Here is a 22,276-nt window from a genome sequence, read left to right as displayed (position 1 = left end):
TCACCCCTGTATCAATTCTTTTAATACAAATCTTTTATTTGTAGAATCTTTTTCTGCCTTTCGTAATATCTTTCTTCCCTTATTGTTTAATTGATAATATTTAGCTCCTGATTGATCCCAACTTGATTTTATGAAACAATTTTTTTCTAGACGGTGTAATAGGGTGTATAAAAAGCCTTCATTTCCCTCAAATCTTTGAAAACCTCTCGCCCGTAATAGGTGGGCTAATTCGTATCCTGTTTTTTCATGGATGAGAAGTTGTAAAGCTGCTAAAAAGATGTCTTCTTTACTTTCGTATTGTTTATTGATTTTTTCGTGAACCTGCTTGCGATGCTTCTCTGAAAAATTCAACTGTTTAAATGTAGCTTTTTCCATTGATTTTTTTAGTCCTTTTAACCGATCTTCCATATAATTATTCCTCCAATCCTACTTTTAAGAGTTCTTTGGCTCTTCTAAGCCTTGTTTTAACAGTGTTTTCCTTCACATCTATTACTAGAGCAATTTCTTTGATTGGCAATTCTTCAAAATAAAATAGATAGATCACTTCTCTATATTTTATTGGTAAATTCATTACTGCAGAAGCAAGTCTATGATCCTCATCATTTTGAATAACAGTCTGCTCCACGCTTTCTTTTTGAATCCCGGTATAAGCAGATTCATTCTCTGTAATGATTACATTTTTGTTATACCAGCTTTTTAAATAGTCCTTACAATGATTAATAGCAATTCTCCACAACCATGTTCTTAACTTTGATTTTCCCTTGTAGGTATAAATGGACTTGTAGCATTTTACAAATATATCTTGGGTTAAGTCCTCAGCGACCTCTTTATTATTTACATATGAATAAACAAGTTGTAATATCTCCTGTCCATACTTGTTCATAATCTCATCTATAAACTTTTCCTTATCTTCTAATTCAAACACCTTTGCTGTTAATTCATCCACATCAAGTTCCTCCTCCCCAATTATTAGACGACTTGCTCCATTGAAAAGTTTTTTATAATTTTCTCAAACGAAAAACGGCTGGCAATTGCCATACCGTTTTGTTAATTATCATTCGTCTTCTTTGTTGAACTAACGCACCTGTTAGTTTAAGTACATTCCTTCACAATGTAGTTTGTTAAAGGATAAAGAAGTATCATTCATAAAATCAATTACACTTCATTTTAAATACATCAATTTTTTCGTATATATCATCAGAAACAGTTTCAACATAAGTCCATCCTCTATTATATTGAATTGACCTTGTTCAAAGGGCGATACATATTAATATGTATCGCCCTTTTACTTCATAATAAAACTCCTTATTCAAATACAACCATTTCTCCGACATCTATAAACCCAAAGCGCTTATAGATATTTTTCCCATCCTCTGATGCTTGTAAGACAACAGGTTTTTGTTTATCTTTTGTTTGAGTAAGAAGGTATTGAAACATTTCACTCCCATATCCTTTACCTCTAAATGTTTCTTTTGTCATAACATCATAAATACCATAACTTTCTTTGCTATCTATTAGTAAAGCAGTAGATACAGTTAATTCACCGACGCGTCCAATAAACATTTGAATTTCTGAACCCAAATTTACTTCAGAAAACTTATTAAAATAATTTTCTAACGCATCTTTTTCTGGTGTACCTTCAAATAGGCTCATAAAAACCTCACTATATTCCTTAAGTTCTTCAAAATTTCTCACATGAGTAATCATAAGCTGATGGGACTTTCTTTGACCAACATTAAGAGTATTTTCAAGTTTCATCATTACATTACGTTCTGCTTCTTTTAGGTTGTATTCTTGCATCAGGTCTTGCCAGCCAGCGTTCAAATACCGGGAGTCAATCCATGTACTAAAGGGATATTCTTTAAGAGACATATTTTCGATGCTACTTCTAATATTAAATGCATTTTTTATATGTGAAGATTTCGGCAAAAGTACATTGAATGTATCAGTGGGTATTTCTGTATTCGCCAAAACGAAATCTTCTTCTTTGATAAGCTTTCCATTAACCGCATGAGTGAATATTCTTATTTTTTCTTCAAGATTGTTTATAACTAATTGCTGATTTGCAATCATTTCTTTGCTCCTTCAAATTAAATTCAGCGCGCGCTCTTTTTTATTATAGGAGCAATTCAATTATAATAAAACAATGTTCACAGTTTCTATATCCTCCCATAATTTTCAGAAAACTTAAAGCGCACTTGTTTATTTACTCCACAATCTGGTCGATTGTTGAAAGAATGACTCGCATTCTTTAAACAACTTTATTATTTTTTAAACGACTTTATTGTAAATTAAACAACTTGATACAAAAATAGTCATAATCAAGGTTCGAATAAGTTACGCTTCTAGAACTATCCTGCCCCGTTAGTTGAACAAGAAACCCTCCATAACTTTTGAGTTATGACACTATTCGGAAATTAAAAAAGCCGATTTCCAAGTAGGAAATCGACCTAAAATAAATTTATTAAACGCACCTCATTAATTGGTTAAAATATCAAAAATGAAAACTAAAATAAAAACAGAAATCAAACTCAACCAGCCTACTTTTTTTGTAACCGATTTCTGAAGGAATTTGATTTTAGATACAATAAAGAGAACACTAAAAAGTACAGCAATTATACATACTGCTTTAAGCCAAAAAGAAATACCAATTATATCAAGATACGGAGGAAGGAAAGTTAGTACAATAAAAATTGAACTCCCAAACGCTACATTTTCCCATTTCAATTTTTTTAACCACCTTATTATTTCTAAGTTTCATTGCCATCTCTATTATAATCGAGCCCTTAATCAGCTATAAACGATTTTTTATCCTATTCTTTTAAAGTCATTATTCAACTAATCTGCCCCGTTAATTGCATAAAGAAAAGCTGCCTTAAAGACAGCTCTGATCTTCAGCTAACGCACCCGTTAGTTTAAGTACAATCCTTCACAATCTATTCTCAGTAAAGTAATTTCCTATTAGCCTGATAACTCAAGCTTAATATTCTTTGCTATAATAAAATTAGTAAAAGAAATGGACTAGGGGTGAACATAATGTATTGGACTCCATTATTTGAAAACGATGTACCAAAAGTACTCTCCCAATCTTAACGGAGAGAACTTTAGAATAGTTATTTCTCTCCGTTAGGGCAACAAGCCTAAAAAAAATACGGAGGGTACAAACATGAAAAATACACTAATAGGTTCATTGTTTTTAATTTTAGCTTCAAGTATTTGGGGAGGTATGTATGTTGTCGTAAAAGTAGTAGTGGCAGTCATACCACCATTAGAACTTGTATGGATACGTTATCTTATCGCACTTGTTGCGTTAGTATTCATTGGATTTGTTACTAAACAAAAATGGAAAATTAAAAGGAAACATATAGGGATAATAATTGTTATTTCGATTGTAGGATACGTCATTTCTATTGTTACTCAAGAAACGGGTACAATGCTTTCTACTGCACAAATGGGAGCTATTATCACTTCTACAACACCTGCCTTTATGGTTGTGTTCGCTAGTTTAATTCTTAAAGAACGTTTAACTTTTAAGAAAACTATTTCTGTAAGCTTAGCCACTATTGGTGTCATTATTATCGTTGGAATTGATGATATTAACATGTCTAGTATGCTAGGAGGCATCTCGCTTATTATCGCTGCATTAACTTGGGCTTTAATGTCTGTACTTATAAAATGCCTGCCTAGTGATTATTCGCAGATTGTGGTAAATACCTATGCTACTTTAATTGCTTTTGTTGTTCTAACTCCTTTAGTCATCACAAGATTACCTAAAATAAATATTAACGAATTATTAGATCCTACCATATGGGGAGGGTTGCTATATTTAGGGGTAATATCAACAGCTATTGCATTTCTATTGTGGAATCGTGGTCTACAAATGCTCAATGCCTCTGGTGGAGGAGTTTTCTTCTTTTTTCAACCTGTTGTTGGAACATTATTAGGTTGGTTGATATTAGGTGAAACCATTAGTATCACCTTTTGGGCTGGTTCTTTCTTAATTCTTTTAGGAGTACTAATTGTTATTAAAGATAGACAAGAAGAACAGAATCAGAATCAATCAAATCTCAATATATAAAAGAATATACTCAAATAGATGGAGGAATTAAAATGGCAATTTTTGGCGATTTCCAAAAAATAGATATGCGTGTGGGAGAAATTATTAAAGCAGAAGCGTTCCCTAAAGCAAGAAAACCAGCATATAAATTATGGGTTGACTTTGGAGAAGAAATAGGAATTAAACAAAGTAGTGCTCAAATAACAGATTGTTATAGTTTAGATGAACTAGTTGGTAAGCAAGTATTAGGAGTAGTTAATTTTCCGCCTATGAAAGTTGCTGATTTTAGTTCAGAAGTTTTGGTGATGGGGACTTATTCGGAACAAGGTGTTGTTCTAATAGAACCTCAACAAAGGGTTAAAAACGGAGACCGATTAGGATAAGTCCAAAGAACACAAATGATACATTCATTTGTGTTCTTTTTTTCCCCTTCTTCCACTAACCTGCCTCTTTAGTTGCATACAAAAAAGCTGCCTTAAAGACAGCTCTGATCTTCAGCTAACGCACCCGTTAGTTTAAGTACATTTCATCACAATATTGTGTGTTCATTCCAATTAAATGCCGGATTGGTTCCAATAACGACAGTAGCGTCCAACTCAGCGTCTCTAACCACTTTTGTGGTCAACCCAGCCTTGGCAAACATATCAAAAGTTTGTGGTGCCTGCATTTCGCTCGTCTCTATCAATAGGTGTCCACCCGCAGCGAGCCAATGAGGGGCTTCTTCTACTACTCTTTGTTGAACTTTAAGCCCATCTTCTCCTCCATCTAGCGCCACCTTTGGTTCATAAAAGCGAGCCTCCTGCGGAAGCAGCTTGATTGCCTCAGTAGGAACATAAGGTACGTTAGCAACTAGGATATTTATATGACCTTTAATGGATTGTGGTAAAGCCTTATACAAATCACCTTTATAAATATGACCCCTGAATTCAGATACGTTTCGTCTTGCACATCGTATTGCGACAGGGTCGATATCAGCACAGTACAACAAAATTTCTCCCTGAGCAACAGCCAGAGCAGCACCTACAGCGCCTGAACCACAACAGAGATCAACGACGACATCACCAGAACAAGAAAGTTTTTCAGCCTGACGAACAAGAAATTCGGTACGTGGGCGAGGCACAAAAACTCCCCGTTCCACTTCTATCCGAAGACCACAGAACTCTGCCCAGCCAATTACGTATTCAAGTGGCAAACCATCTGCTCGTATTTCAACCATTTTATTTAGGTCCTCTAGAGATAGTGCCTCTGAAATAAGCATTTGAGTCTCAGCTTCTGCAAAAACACAACCGGCGATTCTAAGCTTGTTGATAATAGATTTTTCCGTATTTTTGTCCAAAAAGATATTTATTTGTTTTTCTATCTCTATCACCCTTTTAATTTTGGTTTATCTATAATTCGTTAATAATGTAAAATATCCTTCTTCAACTATCCTGCCCCTTTAGTTCATTAAGCAAAAAGGCCACCAAATGGCAGCCCCGGTTCTAAACTTACGCACCCGATAGTTCAACAACATACTCTTTCGTAAAAGAAAAATGAATCGGGCGGCTTTTTGGGGTTCGATTTCCCAAAAGAGTGCCCTAAAGCTTCTGCCCTACTAGCTTTATTCTGCCCTAACTACGCTTTCGAAATTACTTTTGTGAGATCCGTCACAAAAAGGTTTATTATCGGAAAGTCCACATCTGCATAGGGAAAAGGCTTCTTTTGTTTCAATTTTATTCCCTTCACCATCGACTAGCTCTACATTCCCTGATACACGTAATGAACCATTATCATTAACTTTAATAGTAGCTATAATAAATCACCTCTTTTTTTAAACATTTTTGCCATGGGGGAATAACTTTAAACGATAAATAAGTTCTACTTCCTCAATATTATTTGATTGACATCCTGCAATTACCAAAAGAAGAAGTGTTATACCAATAAAAACACACCACATTTTATTGACAGTTTCGTTCATATCAGTTGCATAAAGAAAGAGCTGCCTTAAAGACAGCTCTGATCCTCAGCTAACGCACCCTATAGTTAAATTAGAATAGTGGTATTTCAATTCCCATTTATGTCATTGAAGATATATAAACCTACACCCAATATAAAAATAAGAATAAACACAATCCACTTTGTATAATACCAGCCCTTTATTCTATCAATAACCACAAAAAGAGTAATAGTAATAGTAATAGTAATAATAATAGTAGATACACCCAATGCTGTCCATATGTTCCTATATTGGATAGGAAGTAATTCAGTTAATAGATAAACACTTCCAAAATAAAACAAAATGAATGGAGGCTGTTTCCTTTTATATTTTTCAGTTCGTTTAGGATATAATTCCATTTACTCTTGGACACCTCAACTATAATTCCTAAAGTGATAAAGTTCAATTAACAGTTCCATATGAAAAAGCTGCCTTAAAGACAACTCTGATCTTCAGCTAACGCAGCATTTAGCTGAACAAGAATTATCATTGATACTCATTTAATTTTTGAACAGAAACGTAATTAGTTTTAGAGCTGTTGAACAAAACAACTTCATTATTTGATAACCACTTTAGTTCCCCTAAGTGTCGTCTAAAAAGTAATTCATCTGGCTTCTCAGATGCCACCAGTTTTTTTTCTATTTCTTGTCCGTTTTTATCCTTGACTATCAAATATATTTCACATAGATATAGACTGTGCTTTATAATAACTTCAGCTTTATAGTTGCGATTTGGGCTACTCTTTGGTTTCTTCCAAACATAAATAGTTTTGTAACCAGCTTCTTTCACACAATTATAAGCATCATCGAATGGAGTGCTTTCCCAGTTATTCAGTTTAACCACTTTATCAATACCTTGCTTAAATTTATCTAATATTACTTCTTTTTTCTCTTGGTCATCTAGTTTGAAAAATTCAACTACATCATAAAGAATTTCCACATCGCAAAAACCATCTATAATAGTTAAATTCGGCTTTGGATTCTCCTTTACACAGAAGATATTGATTTGTTTAATTTCAGTTGTATGAAACTTTGAGAAACATCTTTCGTAAAGAGATGTTATACATCTTGATTGAAAAGAAAAGTTTTTATCTACTTCTACAATTCCTTCATCATCAACCGAATATAAGAGAAAATGTTTTAACATCATTATATTTCATCACCTATTGATAGTTTCTAGACAAAGTATTGTTATTCCTTCTTCCACTATCCTGACCCTTTAGCTCCATAAAAAAAAAGCTGTAAACTGCCCCAATCAATCTACATTCTTTAACTAATGCGACACGTTGAAGAACAAATCTAGTTTTTACTATTTCGACTATAATAAAAAGAAATGAGAAGATAAGTAACATAGAGGCAAGATATAAAAAATATTATAAGTTCTATATTAACTGTTCCAGTCTTAAACCTAATAGTTAACGCAGCTAAAATGACTGCTATAAGACAGGCGATAAAACCTTGAGACCGGGCAAATGTTAACCGAGGAACCATTTATCTTCATTACTTGGATAAGTTTGATTTACTAGATAAAATCATTGAAGAACATATTAATCAACTAAGGATAATGTGCGAATCAGCAGCTGAAATGGATTTATATTTTGTAGAATCGAATATAGGCTGGTTCGAATACTTTGAGAGCAACTATTCATTCTTTTCAACGTTGTTAGCAAGTAGTAAAGCATCTTCTTTTCGTAGTCGGTTCCAAGAGCTTCTCATCGAAGAAATGAAAAATGATATTGACACAACAAAAGTGATAAATCGAGAATTGAATGAAGAGGTTATACTTCAATTTATTGTTACATCTTTTGTAGGAATTGCGGAATGGTGGATCATAAAAGGGATGCCTTATCCGCCTCGTGTTATAGCAGTACAACTAGGGATTTTGATAGACAGGAATCTATAAGTTTCCCCAAAGCTATTTCAATAGTGAACAGAATCGTAAACAGTTAGTGATAACAAAACGTATAACGTGGACTGTAACTTATTAGGTGGCGAGTGGACTAAGATGAAGAAGAGAGTAACTGAAGTGTCTGAAAGGTGAGAAAGGGATAGTTTCGATGATGGTTAAAAAAAGTTGTTAATAAAGCTAGGTATTATTTGCAACTAATTATAAACAAATAAGAAAAGCTGCCTTAAAGACAGCTCCGATGTTCAGCTAACGCACCCTTTAGTTTAATTAAAACAGAGAAACACTATAAAAATGTTTCTCTGTTCGGATTATTGCCCCTGTTAGTTCAACAAGGGCAATAAGTCTATTTAAAAGATCGTGATACTAACGTTGAATATTTTTACGAATAAAAAGTAAATCTCAATTTATAAAGAAGCACCGTTCAGAATATGAACGGTGCAACATGTGTTGTCGATTAAGAGTTTAATATTTGTAAACGATAAACATCTCGTTTTTCGAGTAGCTGCTCTGTTTGTTGGCTACAATATTTATAATGATCAGTGTGAATATGAAAGGCAAGTGCCTTTTCATCTTTCCATCTTTCGTAAAAAACAAATGTGTCTTTATTTTCAACAGATTCATGAAGAGAATATTGAATACAGCCATCCTCGACTCGAGATGCTTCAACCAAATTTAATAACTCAGTTCTAAGCAGTTCACCTTTCCCCGATTTAGCTTTTAAAACTGCATTGATTATAATTTCGTTCATTATTCTCCCTCTCCTTTACGTATCAATACACATTCTCTACTTCTTTTTTTAAAAAATGAAGTTCAGAACACTCACTATTGTTTCTTTTTATCAAAAAGTAGCCATAATAGTGTAACAATCGCTGCAAGCATAACCATTAAGAATCCATACAAAGGTGTATGTGCTAACGATTGATGGCGAATAATAAAGCCTCCAATATATGATCCTAAAAATATTCCTATGTTGAAAGCGGAAATATTCAATGCTGAGGCCATTGTAATAGCTGAAGGCACATATTTTTCAGATAGTAGTACAGCATATAATTGCAACCCTGGAACATTCATGAACATAAATAGACCCATTATCAGTACCATAATTAATCCGATAATCGGTGATTCAAGAGCGTAGCCAATGCCAAGTAACGCTAATGCAAGACCAACAAAAATAATAAAAATTGAACGAAGCGGATTTTGATTAGCGAAATGGCCACCTAGTGTATTACCAATAGCTACGCAAATACCATAGACAACTAATATAATGACTACCACATGTGGTGAATAACCCATATATTGTTCCAAAATAGGTGAAACATACGTGTAGACAACGAAGGCACCACCGTATCCAATTGCTGTAATGAAAAGTATTAATAACATTCGAATATTGCCTAATACTTTACCGATATCACGTAAAGAGATTGGATTACCTTTCGATAATTGGTTGGGTACTAAAAAAGCATTACAAATTAAACCGATAATCCCGATAATGACGATAAATATAAACGACATACGCCAGTCTGTTACTTGTCCAATAAATGTACCAAGTGGGACACCAGTCACAGTAGCTAATGTTAATCCTGTAAACATAAAGGCAATAGCACTTGCTCGTTTATTTGGTTCAACTACCTCTGCCGCTATGACAGAAGCGATGGACATAAACACACCATGTGATAATGCTGAAATAATACGTCCTATTAACAGGATAGAGAAAATAGGTGCTATAGCTGCGGTTAAGTTCCCAACTATAAAAATGGTCATAACAAGCAATAAAACTGTTTTTCGACTAAGGCGAGATGTTAAGGCTGTTAATAATGGAGCCCCAACAGTGACGCCGAGTGCATATATAGAAACGGTTAAGCCTGCTGTGCTTAAAGATATACCAAAGTTGTCTGTAATTAATGGTAAAAGCCCGACACTGATAAATTCAGTAGACCCAATACCAAATGCACTGATTGCAAGTGCTAGTAAAGTTAATTTAGCACTTGGCTTTTTTGATTGTGACATACTACTAATATCTCCTTTGATTTTTTTTATCATGTGTAGTAATATTCATACATAACTAAAAGATATGTAGGCTACTTTTGGTTACTTTTGAATATTACGGGGGTTACTATGCAAAAAATTTATAATATTGGTGTTGAAGCTACGCTTGAAGTCATTGGTGGTAAATGGAAACCAGTCATTCTTTGTCATTTAAACCACCATGGTAAGATTCGAACAAATGAATTTCGAAGATTGATTCCAGGAATTTCACAAAAAATGCTCACAAGTCAATTAAGAGAGTTAGAGCAAGATGGATTAATCCTTCGAAAAGTCTTCAATCAAGTACCGCCGAAAGTTGAATATTCCTTAACGCCCTATGGACAAGGAATGGAACCTATTCTGAACATGCTTTGCACTTGGGGCGAAAAGCATGTTGAAGTATTACAGGTTAAAGGCGAAGATGTAATTTTAAAACAACGTGATGAAATAGCCATGCAGCAAACATCGTAATGAGAGGAGAAAGAGACTGTCAAACACAAGACAGTCTCTTTTCCTTTTAATGCTTATAGAGCAAAGTCGTATTCATCTGGATTTGGTCCAACACGTTGTTCAAGATTCATCGCATTGATCATAGCTATTTCTTCGTCTGTTAGATTAAAGTCGAAAATATCGGCGTTTTGCATCATGCGTTCTCTACGCACAGATTTTGGAATAGTGATAATTCCGTTTTGTACATCCCAGCGCAAAATAACTTGAGTGTTTGATTTTCCATATTTTGTTGCGATTTTAGAAATAGTTTCATCTTCAAGAAGCCCACCTTGCATTAAAGGTGCCCATGCTTCAAGTTGAATTTGGTGATTGTCACAGAATGAACGAAGCTCAACTTGTTGCAAGCGTGGGTGGAATTCCACCTGATTCACAACAGGTTTAATACGAGCAAATGATAATAAATTTTGTAAGTGTGAAACAGTAAAGTTACATACACCAATTGCTTTAATCTTTCCTTGATCATATAGGTCTTCTAGCGCTTTCCAAGATTCAGCATATTTATCTTTACCTGGCCAATGAATAAGATAAAGATCTAAATAATCTAACCCTAGTTTTTGTAGGCTCTCTTCATATGCAGCAATGGTTTCATCATAGCTTAATCCGTCATTCCATACTTTTGATGTAATAAACAGGTCTTCACGTCGTAAGCCAGTAGATGCTATCGCTTGTTTAATACCTTCTCCTACACCTGCTTCATTGCCGTAAATAGCAGCAGTATCGATGCTTCGATACCCAACCTCAATAGCGTTTTTAACCATCTCAGCAGTAGCATCATTCTCTACTTGAAAAACACCCAAACCCATACCAGGCATTTGTAGGCCGTTATTTAATGTGATTGTATCTTGTAAATGATTAATCATGTTGAATCCTCCAATTGTTTGATTGCTTATTGCTCCTTTATTATGATGCCTCTATAGAGTAAAAAAAAGTACGCACATTTATGTTACATAGAAACGTTAAGGTAACTTTTGTGAGTTGACAAGGGATAGAGGCACCTAAATCTCTATTTCAATGTCAATCACCATCTTTTTATCAGCATTTCACTAATTATATAACCAAGAAAACGTGGGCAAACTAGTTTCTTATAGAACTAAACTGCCCCTTTAGTTCCATAAGAAAAAGCCGCCTTAAAGACGGCTCCGGATATTCATCTAACGCACCCGTTAGCCATACATGAAGCGCAAAAATCAGAGCTTCACCACACACAGAGAATGAAAATTGGCCTCTATGTCGAAAATGTTTTAATGGCTGGCGAAGAAGGTCGTTGAGCCCATCCGTTAGTCTGACTCCGACGACCACGGTGTACCACCGACTGTCGCGCCCTTTATGGGTAGCACTCATGGGAGATTAATCCTTTTTTGGTCGTCGCGCTAGCCTCTACTTAATTTGCTATGATTGGAGGTTTTTATTTAACGATTTACCAAACTCAATCAGATCACTCATAAGGCTCAGCCCTTTTTTAAAAAGCGTTTTTACTGGGTCTATTTGTTGTGCTTTTTTCTGGATTTTGAGCTTTTTTTATTTTCATGGGAGTTCATAAAGGATTATTGTACAGTTGACACAAACTGTGCGGTAAACAGTAAATTAACAAAAAAAATACTCCTAAGCAGGAGTATGAGTATCTTTAGAAATAAGGTTTGTAATTACTTTTGCAGCTTCAGCTAAATCGCTATAAGAATCTACTATATCCCTATCAGGATAAGTTAATTCGAAAATTTGTTGTGAATTATTTGTTAAGCATCTTAATTTTAAAATGCGAATTCCATTAAAAGAAAAAGTATGGGTAATATCTACTTCGCTAAAATGACACAATGATGAAAGTAGATTTTTCACATGTTCAATTGTCATACTAGTCTCCTTTCCATAAATGGGAAGTGACTAATAAAAGTCAGGTAGGACCCAAATATCTATTACTTTCTCTTACTGTAACATTAGAAAGTTTGAATGTATATTCTTATCATGTTACAAAAAGTTACAAGAAATAGTACCGCACAGTACGAATACACTGTGCTTGTAGAACTAACCTGCCCCGATAGTTCCATAAGAAAAAGGCTCCCTTAAAGACAGCTCCAATCTTCAGCTAACGCACTCGTTAGTTTAAGTGAATATATTTACAAATGTTAACCAGACAATGCGCTTGAATTTTTAGTCCCTCGATCGAAGTTATTTTCTCTAATTATGTTCTAGAGTTAATAATTAATTGTCTTTCACCAATTTAGGTTTTTTATAATGTTTTTTCTCTCTTTGCATATCTTTTATGACTGATTCTCCTTCAATATCTATATTGGGTAAGATTTTATCCAACCACTTTGGCAAATACCAAGCTGAATTCCCTAATAATGTCATAACGGCAGGAACTATAGCCATTCTCACAATAAAAGCGTCAAAGAGAACACCAAATGTAAGGGCTAACCCCATTGACTTTAAGATTGGATCTGGAGCCAGCATAAATCCAGCAAATACAGCCATCATTATTAGACCCGCAGCCGTAACTACTTTACCACTTTCTTTTATACCTACCAATATTGCTTTACGAGCATCCCCAGTATGTGTAAACTCTTCACGTATTCTACTTACTAAGAAAACTTCATAATCCATTGCTAGTCCAAACAGTATTCCTACAACAATAACCGGTAAAAAATTCAAGACAGGACTTGCTGTAGGGAATCCAAATAAATTGATTAGGTTTCCATCTTGAATAACGAATACAACGAAGCCTAATGTGGCACCTAGAGAAAGGATAAACCCTAATACAGCTTTTAGAGGTACAAGGAGCGATCTGAACACAAGAACTAAAAGTATATACGCAAATCCTACAATTATTAAGGAAAATTTCAGAACTGCATCGTTTAATTTTTGCGAAATGTCTATGTTAACCGCTGTTGAACCTGTTACTAACAATTCTATATGATTTTCTTTTTTCATTTCTTTTGATTTATCTCTAATTTTTTGAACTAAGTTCTTTGTCTTAGAATCGTTAGGTCCGGTTTTTGGGGTGATGGAAATCATGTATACTTTACCAGACGGACTTGAGATTGCTGGACCAACACTTTTAACATTGGATATATGACTTATCTCCTCTGTTGCCTCAATTATGGCTTTTTCATGATCCTTCGATTGCTTATCCACTTTAGCTACGACTACCAACGATGCATGATATCCTGGGCCGTAAGCTTCAGTCAGCAAATCATAGGCTCTTCTTTCGGTTGTTTCATCTGATTTTGTACTGTTGTCAGGCAATCCAAGTTCCATATAAAAAAAAGGAATACTTATAATTGAAAGCAAAACCACTCCAAATATAGTAACCAATATAGGTCGTTTTGTAACAAACTCTCCCCACTTGTTAGATCCTTTTTGTTTTTTATCGCTTGATGATATTCTACTTAAAAATTGGTTTTTTTGAGAAGAACTAATTTTTGGTCCAATAATGCCTAATATAGCTGGTACTAAGATTATTGCGATAAGAATTGCAATTAATACACAGACCGCGGCTGAAACACCCATCATTGTTAAAAATGGAATGCCTGCAACGGATAACCCTAAAAGCCCTATAATGACAGTTATACCCGCAAATACAACAGCACTACCTGCGGTTGCAGTGGCTAGTGCAATCGATTCTTGAATAGAATGATTTTTTTCTACTTCCTGCCTAAATCTTACAATAATGAATAAAGCGTAATCGATTCCTACTGCAAGTCCTAGCATCGCTGCTAAAGAAAGCGATACAGAAGTAATATCAAAAAAGCTTGTTCCAATAATTATAGTCATTAATCCAATACCGATTCCTATTGCAGCTGTCATTATTGGCATTCCAGCAGCTAAGAACGAGGTAAGTGTAAGAGCCAATACCAAAAAGGCTATAATTACACCAATTACTTCTGTAACTCCACCAATTTCCATTTCTGAAAAAGCAACATTCCCAGCTAGTTCTGTCTGGAGATCTGCTTCACGTGTTTTTTCTATTTGTTCCAATATCTTCTCTTTCGAAGCTTCTGTGACTTTATCTGCAGCTACTTTGTACGTTACTGTAGCATATCCTATTTTTTTATTCTCACTTAAATTACCTAACTCATTTGGAGTTACTGTAGTTGCCACAGCATCGTCCTTCTTTATTTCATTTAGAGTTTCAGTAATTATCAGGTTTATTTTATCAGACTCTAATGTTTCATTTTTTGGAGCCTTAAATACCAATTGTACCTGTCCTCCTTCAGTATTTTCAGATGATTGAAATTCTTTATCAAGCAGTTCTCCAGCGTTAGCAGATTGTGTATTAGGTATAGACATATCTTCACTAAAAGATGGCTCCATTCTTAAAGCTATGATAGCTATCACTAAAAGAAATCCTATTGTACCACCTAATACCTTTTTTCTATTTTCTGCTGCCCAGTTGCCTAATTTATATAGAAACTTTGCCATTTTTTTATCTCCTTCCGATTCTTAATAGAGCTTTTGTAAAGCAACTCACTAGATACAAACTTTATTTTAGACGAAAAAAGATAAAAAAAAATCGTACGGATGGGCAAGCTCCAATGTACGAAAGGGCATAATTCTATATATTGATTAATCCTTGATTTAAAGCAACAGTTACTGCTTCCATTCTATTAGATACATTAAGCTTATTAAAAATATTAGTTAAATGGGCCTTAACTGTTCTTTCTGCAATCCCCAAATCAAAAGCTATATCTTTATTTCGAAATCCTTTGGCTGCTGCTTGTAATATAAATAGCTCCTTTTCTGTTAAATTTGTATTATAGGGAGTAACTTCACGTTCTTTATTTTCTTTTTTGTTTATTATTTTCATCATAATCTCTGGTTGTATTAACGTTTCGCCTCTGATTGCTGAATCTATAGTGCGAAATAAGACTTCCCTGCTAGTATCCTTTAATAAGTATCCTTTTGCACCTAGCTCTATTCCTTTTAACATCAATTCATCTTCATTATAAGTAGTCAAGATAATGATAGGAATGGAAATTTTCTGATCATTAATCGCCTTAATTGTATCTAAACCACTCATAATTGGCATATTCAAATCCATCAAAATAACATCTGGACGTTGATTTTCAATAATCTGAAGAGCAATTTGACCATTTTCGGCTTCACCTAGAACATGGTATAAATCGTTTGTTTCTAAAATTAATTTCAATCCTTCCCTAACCACCATATGATCATCCACAATCAACACATTATATTTCATGAATATCCCTTTCCATTTAAAGGTACTTTCACATAAATGTTTGTACCCTCGTCATGATTACTCTGAATATTTATATGACCTCCAATTAGGCGAACACGTTCATGTAAGCCAAGTAAGCCATATTTACCAGGTTGTTTACCTATTAATTTATCCGAAAATCCTATTCCATTATCTTCCATTGCTATATACAATAATTTATTTCCCTCATTTAGTGTAATTTTTGCTTTTGTAGCTTTTGAATGCTTAGCTATATTAGTTAAACCTTCACTTATGATATAAAGACTATGTTCGCGTATTAAATTATTTAATTTATAAATAGCCTGAATGTCATATTCTACTGGAATGGAAGTTGCTTCTGAAAATTTATTTATCTCATCAATTACTGCTTCTCTAAAATCTTTTTCGCCTAAAGATTTTAATCTTAAATTGTCAATAGCTACCCTTGAATCACGCAATGTCTTACGGGCATGTTCCATAGACATAAGAATGATTTCTTGTGATCGCACAGCATTCCCTTTATGTAAATGTGACTCCACCGCCTCTAGTTGCATAATTAAACCTGCTAAACCTTGTGCTAATGTATCATGTAAATCTCTTGCCATCCTCTGCCGTTCATTTGACAAAGTTAGCTCTTCTACTTTTTTGTGTGCGAATTCCAATTGATTCAAATAGTATTGCATACGAATTCTAGCATTAACCTGCCTATTGTAAATAATTGAGTAAAAACTCACAATTATCAGTATAAAAAAGAATATGGGGATAAACTTAGGCAATTCACTAAGATCATAATTAATGATAATAGCTATGCAATATAGAATATAGAAAAGAGAAAAAACAAAAACGACTTTAAATGTTTGATGAAATATAGTTATGCTTTGAGCTATCAAAATTGGGAGCAAACCTACTAATAGTACAATTGATCCTTTTGGTAATATGAAAGATGCAATAAAAATAAGCAAGCCTTGTATTATAAAATAATAAGTGTGCTTATGTTTAGTTAATGTATCTGAAAACCAATAAAGTAAAATATGAATGGCAATAATTATCGCAACTATAAAAAAAGGCATGAAAAGTGGCTTACTAATATATTGCAACACTATTGCACCTATATACACTAATGTTATCCATAATAGAATAGGGATCTTATTTACTATGAATGAATCCGATATTGTATAAGAAAAATGCTTTTGATCGCTAAAATTATTCAGTTTATTCACCACATTTATTATTATTGGTATAGCAATTCTCATGAGTTGAAATTCTCATACATATTTATTATTAATTGTAGAGGAAAACAAGTAAAAAGAAAATGTACCATGGGGCAAACCTATATGTACGATTGGGCAAAAACCCCTCACTTTTCTGTATTGTGTATAATATGTATAATTCTTGAATAACGGCACCTTACAAATTTCACCTAATTCACTACCTCAAAAAATGCCTTCATCATTATATAGGGGGAAAATCCTTAAGGAACTAACCTGCCCCGATAGTGCCATAAGAAAAAGCTGCCTTAAAGACAGCTCCGATCTTCAGCTAACGCATCTGTTTGTTCAACAAGAAAATCAAATCACAAAAATCGATAGTAACTATCTAATGATTCTTCGCTTCCGTTTTCTGCTTCTTTCTCATCCATTTCCTTATCTTCTAGCCATTGTTGATAATGGATTATCTCATGAGCCATGCTGCTTAAAATTGCCCATAAAGCATCATTTTTTCCTCCTTCTGAAACTGATTCTTCATAATCACCTGTTGCAATTCTTATGTATGGTTCAACAGTTTTATCATAAGGTGCAAAAAAAGTAGCACTTGCCAGTTCTCTTGTACCTCTCGTTTTAAGTTGATAATCCGTTTTTAGATATACAACAACCCTTATAAGAAATTCCATATATGTACGCAACCAAACCGCAAAGCTTTAGCACGTCTGTCTTACTGATGGATTTACATCCTTTTCACATTTGACTCTTAACCCTGAGCGAAGATATTGCAAATCATTTGTTTTCATAATCGCTTCTGACACCCTTCCTTGCGACCCGGTGACTTCAATGTTTTCCTCTGCTCTCTCTTCTAAATCCACAGATGGTATTAATTTCAATTAATCATTGCCTTAATTTATTTTGAAATCTATGTATATAACTCTTAACAATATCAAAACCTATAACCAGCAACACATTATATTCATAGGAGCTGACAACATGGCTAGAAATAACAACAGTAATCAATTAGTAGTTAATGGTGCAGAGCAAGCTCTAGAACAAATGAAATACGAAATCGCTAGTGAATTCGGTGTTACACTTGGCGCTGATACAACATCTCGTGCAAACGGATCTGTTGGTGGAGAAATTACAAAACGTTTAGTGCAAATGGCTGAACAACAATTAGGCGGAAGAACTCGTTAATCGAAATCATATGTATTGTTAGGGATAGTGATTGGACTATCCCTATTTATAATTCTCCAAGTAGTCCATTTACAAAAATATTAATGTCTATGTGTATTTTTAAGATTGACCAAAATCCCCTCTTGAAACCACAAATGAATCCATTTTGTAAAAATATTGAATAAATGAATTCTTTCCTTAGATACAATTTTTATAAAATAGTTTGATTATTTTTAGTAATCCTTAATGAACTACCAAAGTTCTCACGATAATCACCAATTCACATTTGTGTCGATGACTATATTATCATGAGATGCCTGGAACTAAATTGCCGTGGTCATACCCCTTATTCAATATGTTTTAGAAAGTCTTCAATCGTTTGTAACAACTTTTCAGGGTACTCCCCATTGATAGCATGAGAGGCGTCTTCAAATAACACCATATTACTGTATGGATTCAATCCTGCCCCGTTAGTGCCATAAGAAAAAGAGCTGCCAAAGCAACTCTCTTATCGATGTAAAGCAACTGTTAGTGGGACAAGGAAGGATTAAGTGTATAGTTCTTTTTTTAAAGCCTTAATTCCATCAATTACACTTTTTACATTTTCATCATTATTCAATTTGTTTCTTGCATGGAGCAAAACTGGTCTAACAGATTCCACAGAACGTCCAAAATCGTACATCCATTCATATCGAGGAACCATCCAAGTATGAAAATGGTGGGTAGTATCTTCATTATAAAAGTAATAAACATGTTCTATCCCTAATACTTCCCTTTGAGCTTTTCTAATCTTAGATAATAAGTTTATGTAATCAACCTTTTCAAAGTCATTTAACTCGTCAAAGCACATAATATGGCGTTTAGATGCTAAAATTACTAAACCTTTAATGGGATATGCAACGTCTTGGTGAGCATGAAAATATTCAGTTTCGACTATTACACCACCATCCGGTTCTATTTCCCCACTTGTTAAAGCACAACTTAAACATTCGACTTCAACTGTTTTTCCATTAGACAAAGTAATTCCCCTCATAATTCCCTCCAATATATAAAATTATCTCTCTTAAAAAGATAAAAATAAACAAACCCTTGTTGAGCTATCCTGCCCCCGTTAGTTCATTAAAGGTAGTTTTTCACTTGAATATGAAAGTATGATAATACTAAGAATCGTATTTCAAAAGGCCGCCAATTAGCGGCCATTTAGAATTTAAACTAACTCTAAGATTTCTTTGAAGTTATTCACTACAAAATCTGCTTGTTTTAATTCATCTTCTTGAGCAAAGTCAAAGTTCACACCAACTGCAATAAGTTCATTATCCTTAGCAGCAGATATATCCGAAGACCGGTCTCCGACAACGTAACCTTTTTCAATTTGATTTTTATTTTTCACCATTTGCACTAAATCTGATTTATTCCCAAATTTAATTAGTTGGATACTATATGTATCTTGAATAAACCTATCCAAATTATAAGTTTCTACAATTGCTTGTAAATATTCTATCTGACCATTGCTGGCAATAAATAAGGGATACTTTTTACTTAACTCATTTAATGTGCTCTCCACACCAGCATATAATGCACCTTTTTGTGCTTGGATTAGTTCTATAAGCTTTTTATGAAAAATCTCATTGCTCTTTACTCGTATTTCCAGTGAGTGGTTTGGGCAAAGTGTTTCCCATACAACCGGTAGTGGGACACCCATAATTCCCCTATATTGTTCAATCGGTGTTTTTTTATCCCATAAATTTTCTTTTCGTAGTACTTCAAATGTTGCTTCTAGGGCAGGTTCTAAAATTAAATTTGTTTGAAATAAGGTTCCATCCATATCAAAAATGATTGCTTTACTCATTGAAAATTCCCCCTCAAATTATCTCTCATTAAAACATTTTTAAAAATGCTGCCTTAAAGAGTTCTGATCTTCAGCTAACGTCACCTGTTAGTTCATTAAAGCTAGTTTTTATTTGTGATTTTTTAATTTTTGAACCTCTTCTTCTAGTTTTTCGATTTTTTGTTGAAGTTCTTTCTTAGGTTCTAAAATTCTTCGACCTAATATAACGAGGAATCCGGTAATAGCAATAACTCCCCCAGCTGAAGCTATAAACAAAATCAAGGCAATGTCAAACATAAAAACAACTCCTATTTTATTTTCTATACTGCAGGTAAGCCACTTAATCACTATAACCAGGTTAATTTTACCATTAAAAACCCATTCGTTCTTAAACGATCGTGCCCCGTTAGTGCCATAAGAAAAAAGGCTGCCGCAGCAACCCTTGTAATAAGGCACCCGTTATGAATACACTAATCTTCCCTTTTCAATATGAAAGGAGCTGCGGAAGCAACCCCCTGTCCGTTAGTTTATACCGCACGCCCCAAAAGGAAAACGTTGCGAGAATGGACATATTTTCGAAAGAAAAAATGGCCATTCTTTTGGTAATATAGAGGCAGCTACTTATCATGAGGCATTTATAACATACGGAGATGATGAAAAAATGACAGGACCCGTTTTGATTTTGACCATTATTATGACGATATTTAAACTAGTTGTTACCTGCCTTCCAACCGATGTCGTCAATTGGCTTTTGAATAAATTTAAGATGCATCCAACACTTAGTGACGAGAATACCGTGATCACGATGGACGGAAAACGATTGGAAGGGGAAGAGAAGAACCAAGTGATTCAGGATGTTAACCACGCGATGATTTTGAAGAAAAATCATATATTTCCCGGAAACGATTCCTTGTTTTTACATCCAGAGAGCGGTGTTAAGCCATTGGTCATCGATACGAAAAAAGGCAAAAAGGATATTCGGTTATTGGTGTTCGTGTACGGTGACCATGTGGATGTCGTAAAACAGGACAAGAAGAAGCTCGTGGCATATAGCATGCGTTCCGAAAGCCTCCAAGACCGTTCGATGATGAAGGGAATGGATGTAAAAGAAGCATAAAAGGAAGAAAAATGAAAACCACACCATGATGTGTGGTTTTTTGATTGGGAATTATTTATTTTCTGACACGACTTCTTCTCCTCTTATAAGGATGCCTTCATTTTTTGGCTCGCTCACCTAGATTGCGGTCTCATCAGTGACCATTTTCTAGTGCGACGCACACTTTAGCTGAACAAGGGAATTTTTTTTCTTGATTGATACTGTAAAGAATCATACATTAAAAAGGCCCTAAAATTGGGGGCCTTTTCATTTAATTTATTTTCTTTTTATAAATATATAATTCAATATTAGGAATGTTAATTACTTTTAAAACTTCGCATTGCTCTCCGGCGGTCGTGCAGTACCATCAGGATGATTATTCCCATCATCACTCCCAAAACGCTACCTAACTCGGTGGTTAGTGCATATGCAAGCGGGTTCTCTAGAGCAGGTTGTGCATCGGGGCGAGTGCCGGCCAAGCGGTTAAAGAGGTTATAAGAGAACAGCATTCCCGACGAGATCCATGCTGCTGCCATAGGAGGGAGGAACCGCTTCGACCCGCGGCGAGTGGTCAATACCAACAAACCCCACGCCCCCGCGAAGGCCCACACACCGGTACTCAACGACAATAGGTGCCACCATAAATCGCGGTTATCCAACATGGCTGGGTTGATGCCAATAGTTCCGCCAACCGCCCAGAATAGCTTAATAAATCCAAGCAGGATACAGCCAGCCGCGACAAGCCTAGCCAAGGTGATATACAGTTTCTGGCTGTTGCCCGGGAGTAATTCAATGTCGATTGGATCAGCAAATGCCTCTGGCCAACGCGCTTTAGCGTATCCAGCTAAGGCGAAAGGTAGGCAGATGCCGACTCCAACCAGTGAGACCATTACGAAGATCTGCTCATATACCCAAACGTTAGCAGCACCTGCCTTCTGATCGCGTATCATAGCAGCAGGACCAAGCACAGGTGCCAGCAATAGCATGGGAATAAGTAAACCAGTACCTACCCAGACGGGCAAGGCAACCAACCAGGCGGGCAGTCGCTCACCCCATGTCATGCTAAACGCCAATGCTAACAGGATACCAACTGCAGCTAGAACCATTGTTACTGCGTTTGCAGTGCGCCAACTTGGGTCGCCCATTTGTTCGGTCGGCATGAAGAGACCGAACGTCCAGGCTATTTTGATTAACAGATAAGGCGTTACCGCTATAGCGGCACCATAACCCCAAAATCTACGCTTCTTCATCAAATGTGAAATTGGCTGCTTTTTCATTTCTGTCATGAGGTCACCTCGGCAGCCT

The 22,276-nt window shown here is 35.0% G+C and carries 25 protein-coding genes; 6 read left to right on the top strand and 19 right to left on the bottom strand.

Going from position 1 to position 22,276, the window contains the following annotated elements:
• The 4 genes from OTG27_RS22550 to OTG27_RS22535 form a co-directional block, all read right to left on the bottom strand.
• Positions 1–408 (bottom strand): PadR family transcriptional regulator, encoded by a 408-nt coding sequence (locus OTG27_RS22550; RefSeq protein WP_268938193.1) that lies wholly within the window; start codon positions 406–408, stop codon positions 1–3.
• 4 nt (positions 409–412) lie between these two features.
• Positions 413–946: a sigma-70 family RNA polymerase sigma factor gene (locus tag OTG27_RS22545; protein ID WP_268938192.1), complete on the bottom strand. Its 534-nt coding sequence runs from the start codon at positions 944–946 to the stop codon at positions 413–415.
• A gap of 359 nt (positions 947–1,305) precedes the next feature.
• Positions 1,306–2,073, bottom strand: coding sequence for a GNAT family N-acetyltransferase (locus tag OTG27_RS22540; protein WP_268938191.1), 768 nt, complete (start codon positions 2,071–2,073; stop codon positions 1,306–1,308).
• A gap of 405 nt (positions 2,074–2,478) precedes the next feature.
• Positions 2,479–2,727 (bottom strand): hypothetical protein, encoded by a 249-nt coding sequence (locus OTG27_RS22535; RefSeq protein WP_268938190.1) that lies wholly within the window; start codon positions 2,725–2,727, stop codon positions 2,479–2,481.
• Positions 2,728–3,166: 439 nt separating this feature from the next.
• On the opposite strand from OTG27_RS22535, the gene OTG27_RS22530 reads away from it, so the two are divergent.
• Together OTG27_RS22530 and OTG27_RS22525 are read left to right on the top strand one after the other, a co-directional pair.
• Positions 3,167–4,078: a DMT family transporter gene (locus OTG27_RS22530; protein ID WP_268938189.1), complete on the top strand. Its 912-nt coding sequence runs from the start codon at positions 3,167–3,169 to the stop codon at positions 4,076–4,078.
• Between the two features lie 32 nt (positions 4,079–4,110).
• The gene (locus tag OTG27_RS22525) at positions 4,111–4,440 is read left to right on the top strand and encodes a tRNA-binding protein (RefSeq protein WP_268938188.1); all 330 of its coding nucleotides are present in this window, start codon (positions 4,111–4,113) and stop codon (positions 4,438–4,440) included.
• Between the two features lie 146 nt (positions 4,441–4,586).
• Here the strand turns inward: OTG27_RS22525 and OTG27_RS22520 are convergent, their stop codons facing one another.
• The 3 genes from OTG27_RS22520 to OTG27_RS22510 form a co-directional block, all read right to left on the bottom strand.
• Entirely contained in the window at positions 4,587–5,393 is an 807-nt protein-coding gene (locus OTG27_RS22520) for a putative protein N(5)-glutamine methyltransferase (protein WP_268938227.1), read from the bottom strand.
• A 264-nt stretch (positions 5,394–5,657) separates the two neighbouring features.
• A complete protein-coding gene (locus OTG27_RS22515) occupies positions 5,658–5,852 on the bottom strand; it encodes a CDGSH iron-sulfur domain-containing protein (protein WP_081109037.1) in 195 nt (64 codons plus the stop codon).
• Between the two features lie 666 nt (positions 5,853–6,518).
• Entirely contained in the window at positions 6,519–7,181 is a 663-nt protein-coding gene (locus tag OTG27_RS22510) for a hypothetical protein (RefSeq protein ID WP_268938187.1), read from the bottom strand.
• 414 nt (positions 7,182–7,595) lie between these two features.
• On the opposite strand from OTG27_RS22510, the gene OTG27_RS22505 reads away from it, so the two are divergent.
• A complete protein-coding gene (locus OTG27_RS22505; protein ID WP_268938186.1) occupies positions 7,596–7,934 on the top strand; it encodes a TetR-like C-terminal domain-containing protein in 339 nt (112 codons plus the stop codon).
• Between the two features lie 460 nt (positions 7,935–8,394).
• On the opposite strand, the gene OTG27_RS22500 is transcribed toward OTG27_RS22505, so the two are convergent.
• Positions 8,395–8,688: a putative quinol monooxygenase gene (locus tag OTG27_RS22500; RefSeq protein ID WP_268938185.1), complete on the bottom strand. Its 294-nt coding sequence runs from the start codon at positions 8,686–8,688 to the stop codon at positions 8,395–8,397.
• Between the two features lie 74 nt (positions 8,689–8,762).
• A complete protein-coding gene (locus OTG27_RS22495) occupies positions 8,763–9,947 on the bottom strand; it encodes an MFS transporter (RefSeq protein WP_268938184.1) in 1,185 nt (394 codons plus the stop codon).
• 108 nt (positions 9,948–10,055) lie between these two features.
• On the opposite strand from OTG27_RS22495, the gene OTG27_RS22490 reads away from it, so the two are divergent.
• Complete coding sequence (locus OTG27_RS22490; protein WP_268938183.1) at positions 10,056–10,436, top strand: winged helix-turn-helix transcriptional regulator; 381 nt, start codon at positions 10,056–10,058, stop codon at positions 10,434–10,436.
• Positions 10,437–10,489: 53 nt separating this feature from the next.
• On the opposite strand, the gene OTG27_RS22485 is transcribed toward OTG27_RS22490, so the two are convergent.
• The 6 genes from OTG27_RS22485 to OTG27_RS22460 form a co-directional block, all read right to left on the bottom strand.
• The gene (locus tag OTG27_RS22485) at positions 10,490–11,335 is read right to left on the bottom strand and encodes an aldo/keto reductase (RefSeq protein WP_268938182.1); all 846 of its coding nucleotides are present in this window, start codon (positions 11,333–11,335) and stop codon (positions 10,490–10,492) included.
• 742 nt (positions 11,336–12,077) lie between these two features.
• Positions 12,078–12,323, bottom strand: coding sequence for a hypothetical protein (locus OTG27_RS22480; protein WP_268938181.1), 246 nt, complete (start codon positions 12,321–12,323; stop codon positions 12,078–12,080).
• A 348-nt stretch (positions 12,324–12,671) separates the two neighbouring features.
• A complete protein-coding gene (locus OTG27_RS22475; protein WP_268938180.1) occupies positions 12,672–14,891 on the bottom strand; it encodes an MMPL family transporter in 2,220 nt (739 codons plus the stop codon).
• A 133-nt stretch (positions 14,892–15,024) separates the two neighbouring features.
• Positions 15,025–15,669: a response regulator gene (locus OTG27_RS22470; protein ID WP_268938179.1), complete on the bottom strand. Its 645-nt coding sequence runs from the start codon at positions 15,667–15,669 to the stop codon at positions 15,025–15,027.
• On the bottom strand, positions 15,666–16,919 hold the full coding sequence (locus OTG27_RS22465) for a sensor histidine kinase (protein ID WP_268938178.1): 1,254 nt from the start codon (positions 16,917–16,919) through the stop codon (positions 15,666–15,668). The genes OTG27_RS22470 and OTG27_RS22465 overlap by 4 nt, the downstream gene beginning before the upstream one ends.
• A 320-nt stretch (positions 16,920–17,239) precedes the next feature.
• Complete coding sequence (locus tag OTG27_RS22460; RefSeq protein ID WP_268938177.1) at positions 17,240–17,557, bottom strand: hypothetical protein; 318 nt, start codon at positions 17,555–17,557, stop codon at positions 17,240–17,242.
• Between the two features lie 307 nt (positions 17,558–17,864).
• Here OTG27_RS22460 and OTG27_RS22455 point away from each other — a divergent pair, with 307 nt between their 5' ends.
• Entirely contained in the window at positions 17,865–18,068 is a 204-nt protein-coding gene (locus OTG27_RS22455) for an alpha/beta-type small acid-soluble spore protein (protein WP_034304517.1), read from the top strand.
• A gap of 526 nt (positions 18,069–18,594) precedes the next feature.
• Here the strand turns inward: OTG27_RS22455 and OTG27_RS22450 are convergent.
• The 3 genes from OTG27_RS22450 to OTG27_RS22440 all read right to left on the bottom strand — a co-directional run bounded on the left by OTG27_RS22450 (position 18,595) and on the right by OTG27_RS22440 (position 20,172).
• Positions 18,595–19,080 (bottom strand): HIT family protein, encoded by a 486-nt coding sequence (locus OTG27_RS22450; protein WP_268938176.1) that lies wholly within the window; start codon positions 19,078–19,080, stop codon positions 18,595–18,597.
• 174 nt (positions 19,081–19,254) lie between these two features.
• On the bottom strand, positions 19,255–19,896 hold the full coding sequence (locus OTG27_RS22445) for an HAD hydrolase-like protein (RefSeq protein WP_268938175.1): 642 nt from the start codon (positions 19,894–19,896) through the stop codon (positions 19,255–19,257).
• Positions 19,897–20,004: 108 nt separating this feature from the next.
• Positions 20,005–20,172: a hypothetical protein gene (locus OTG27_RS22440; protein ID WP_156500246.1), complete on the bottom strand. Its 168-nt coding sequence runs from the start codon at positions 20,170–20,172 to the stop codon at positions 20,005–20,007.
• Between the two features lie 364 nt (positions 20,173–20,536).
• Between OTG27_RS22440 and OTG27_RS22435 the strand changes: the two genes are divergently transcribed.
• Complete coding sequence (locus tag OTG27_RS22435; protein WP_063577605.1) at positions 20,537–20,992, top strand: YfmQ family protein; 456 nt, start codon at positions 20,537–20,539, stop codon at positions 20,990–20,992.
• Positions 20,993–21,288: 296 nt separating this feature from the next.
• Here the strand turns inward: OTG27_RS22435 and OTG27_RS22430 are convergent, their stop codons facing one another.
• Positions 21,289–22,257 (bottom strand): hypothetical protein, encoded by a 969-nt coding sequence (locus OTG27_RS22430; protein WP_268938174.1) that lies wholly within the window; start codon positions 22,255–22,257, stop codon positions 21,289–21,291.
• Positions 22,258–22,276: the final 19 nt, after the last annotated feature.

Source organism: Peribacillus sp. AS_2 (assembly GCF_026891895.1).
GTDB lineage: Bacteria > Bacillota > Bacilli > Bacillales > DSM-1321 > Peribacillus > Peribacillus frigoritolerans.
The sequence above is the reverse complement of the archived record's forward strand: the minus strand, read 5'-3'. Positions and strand labels throughout refer to the sequence as shown.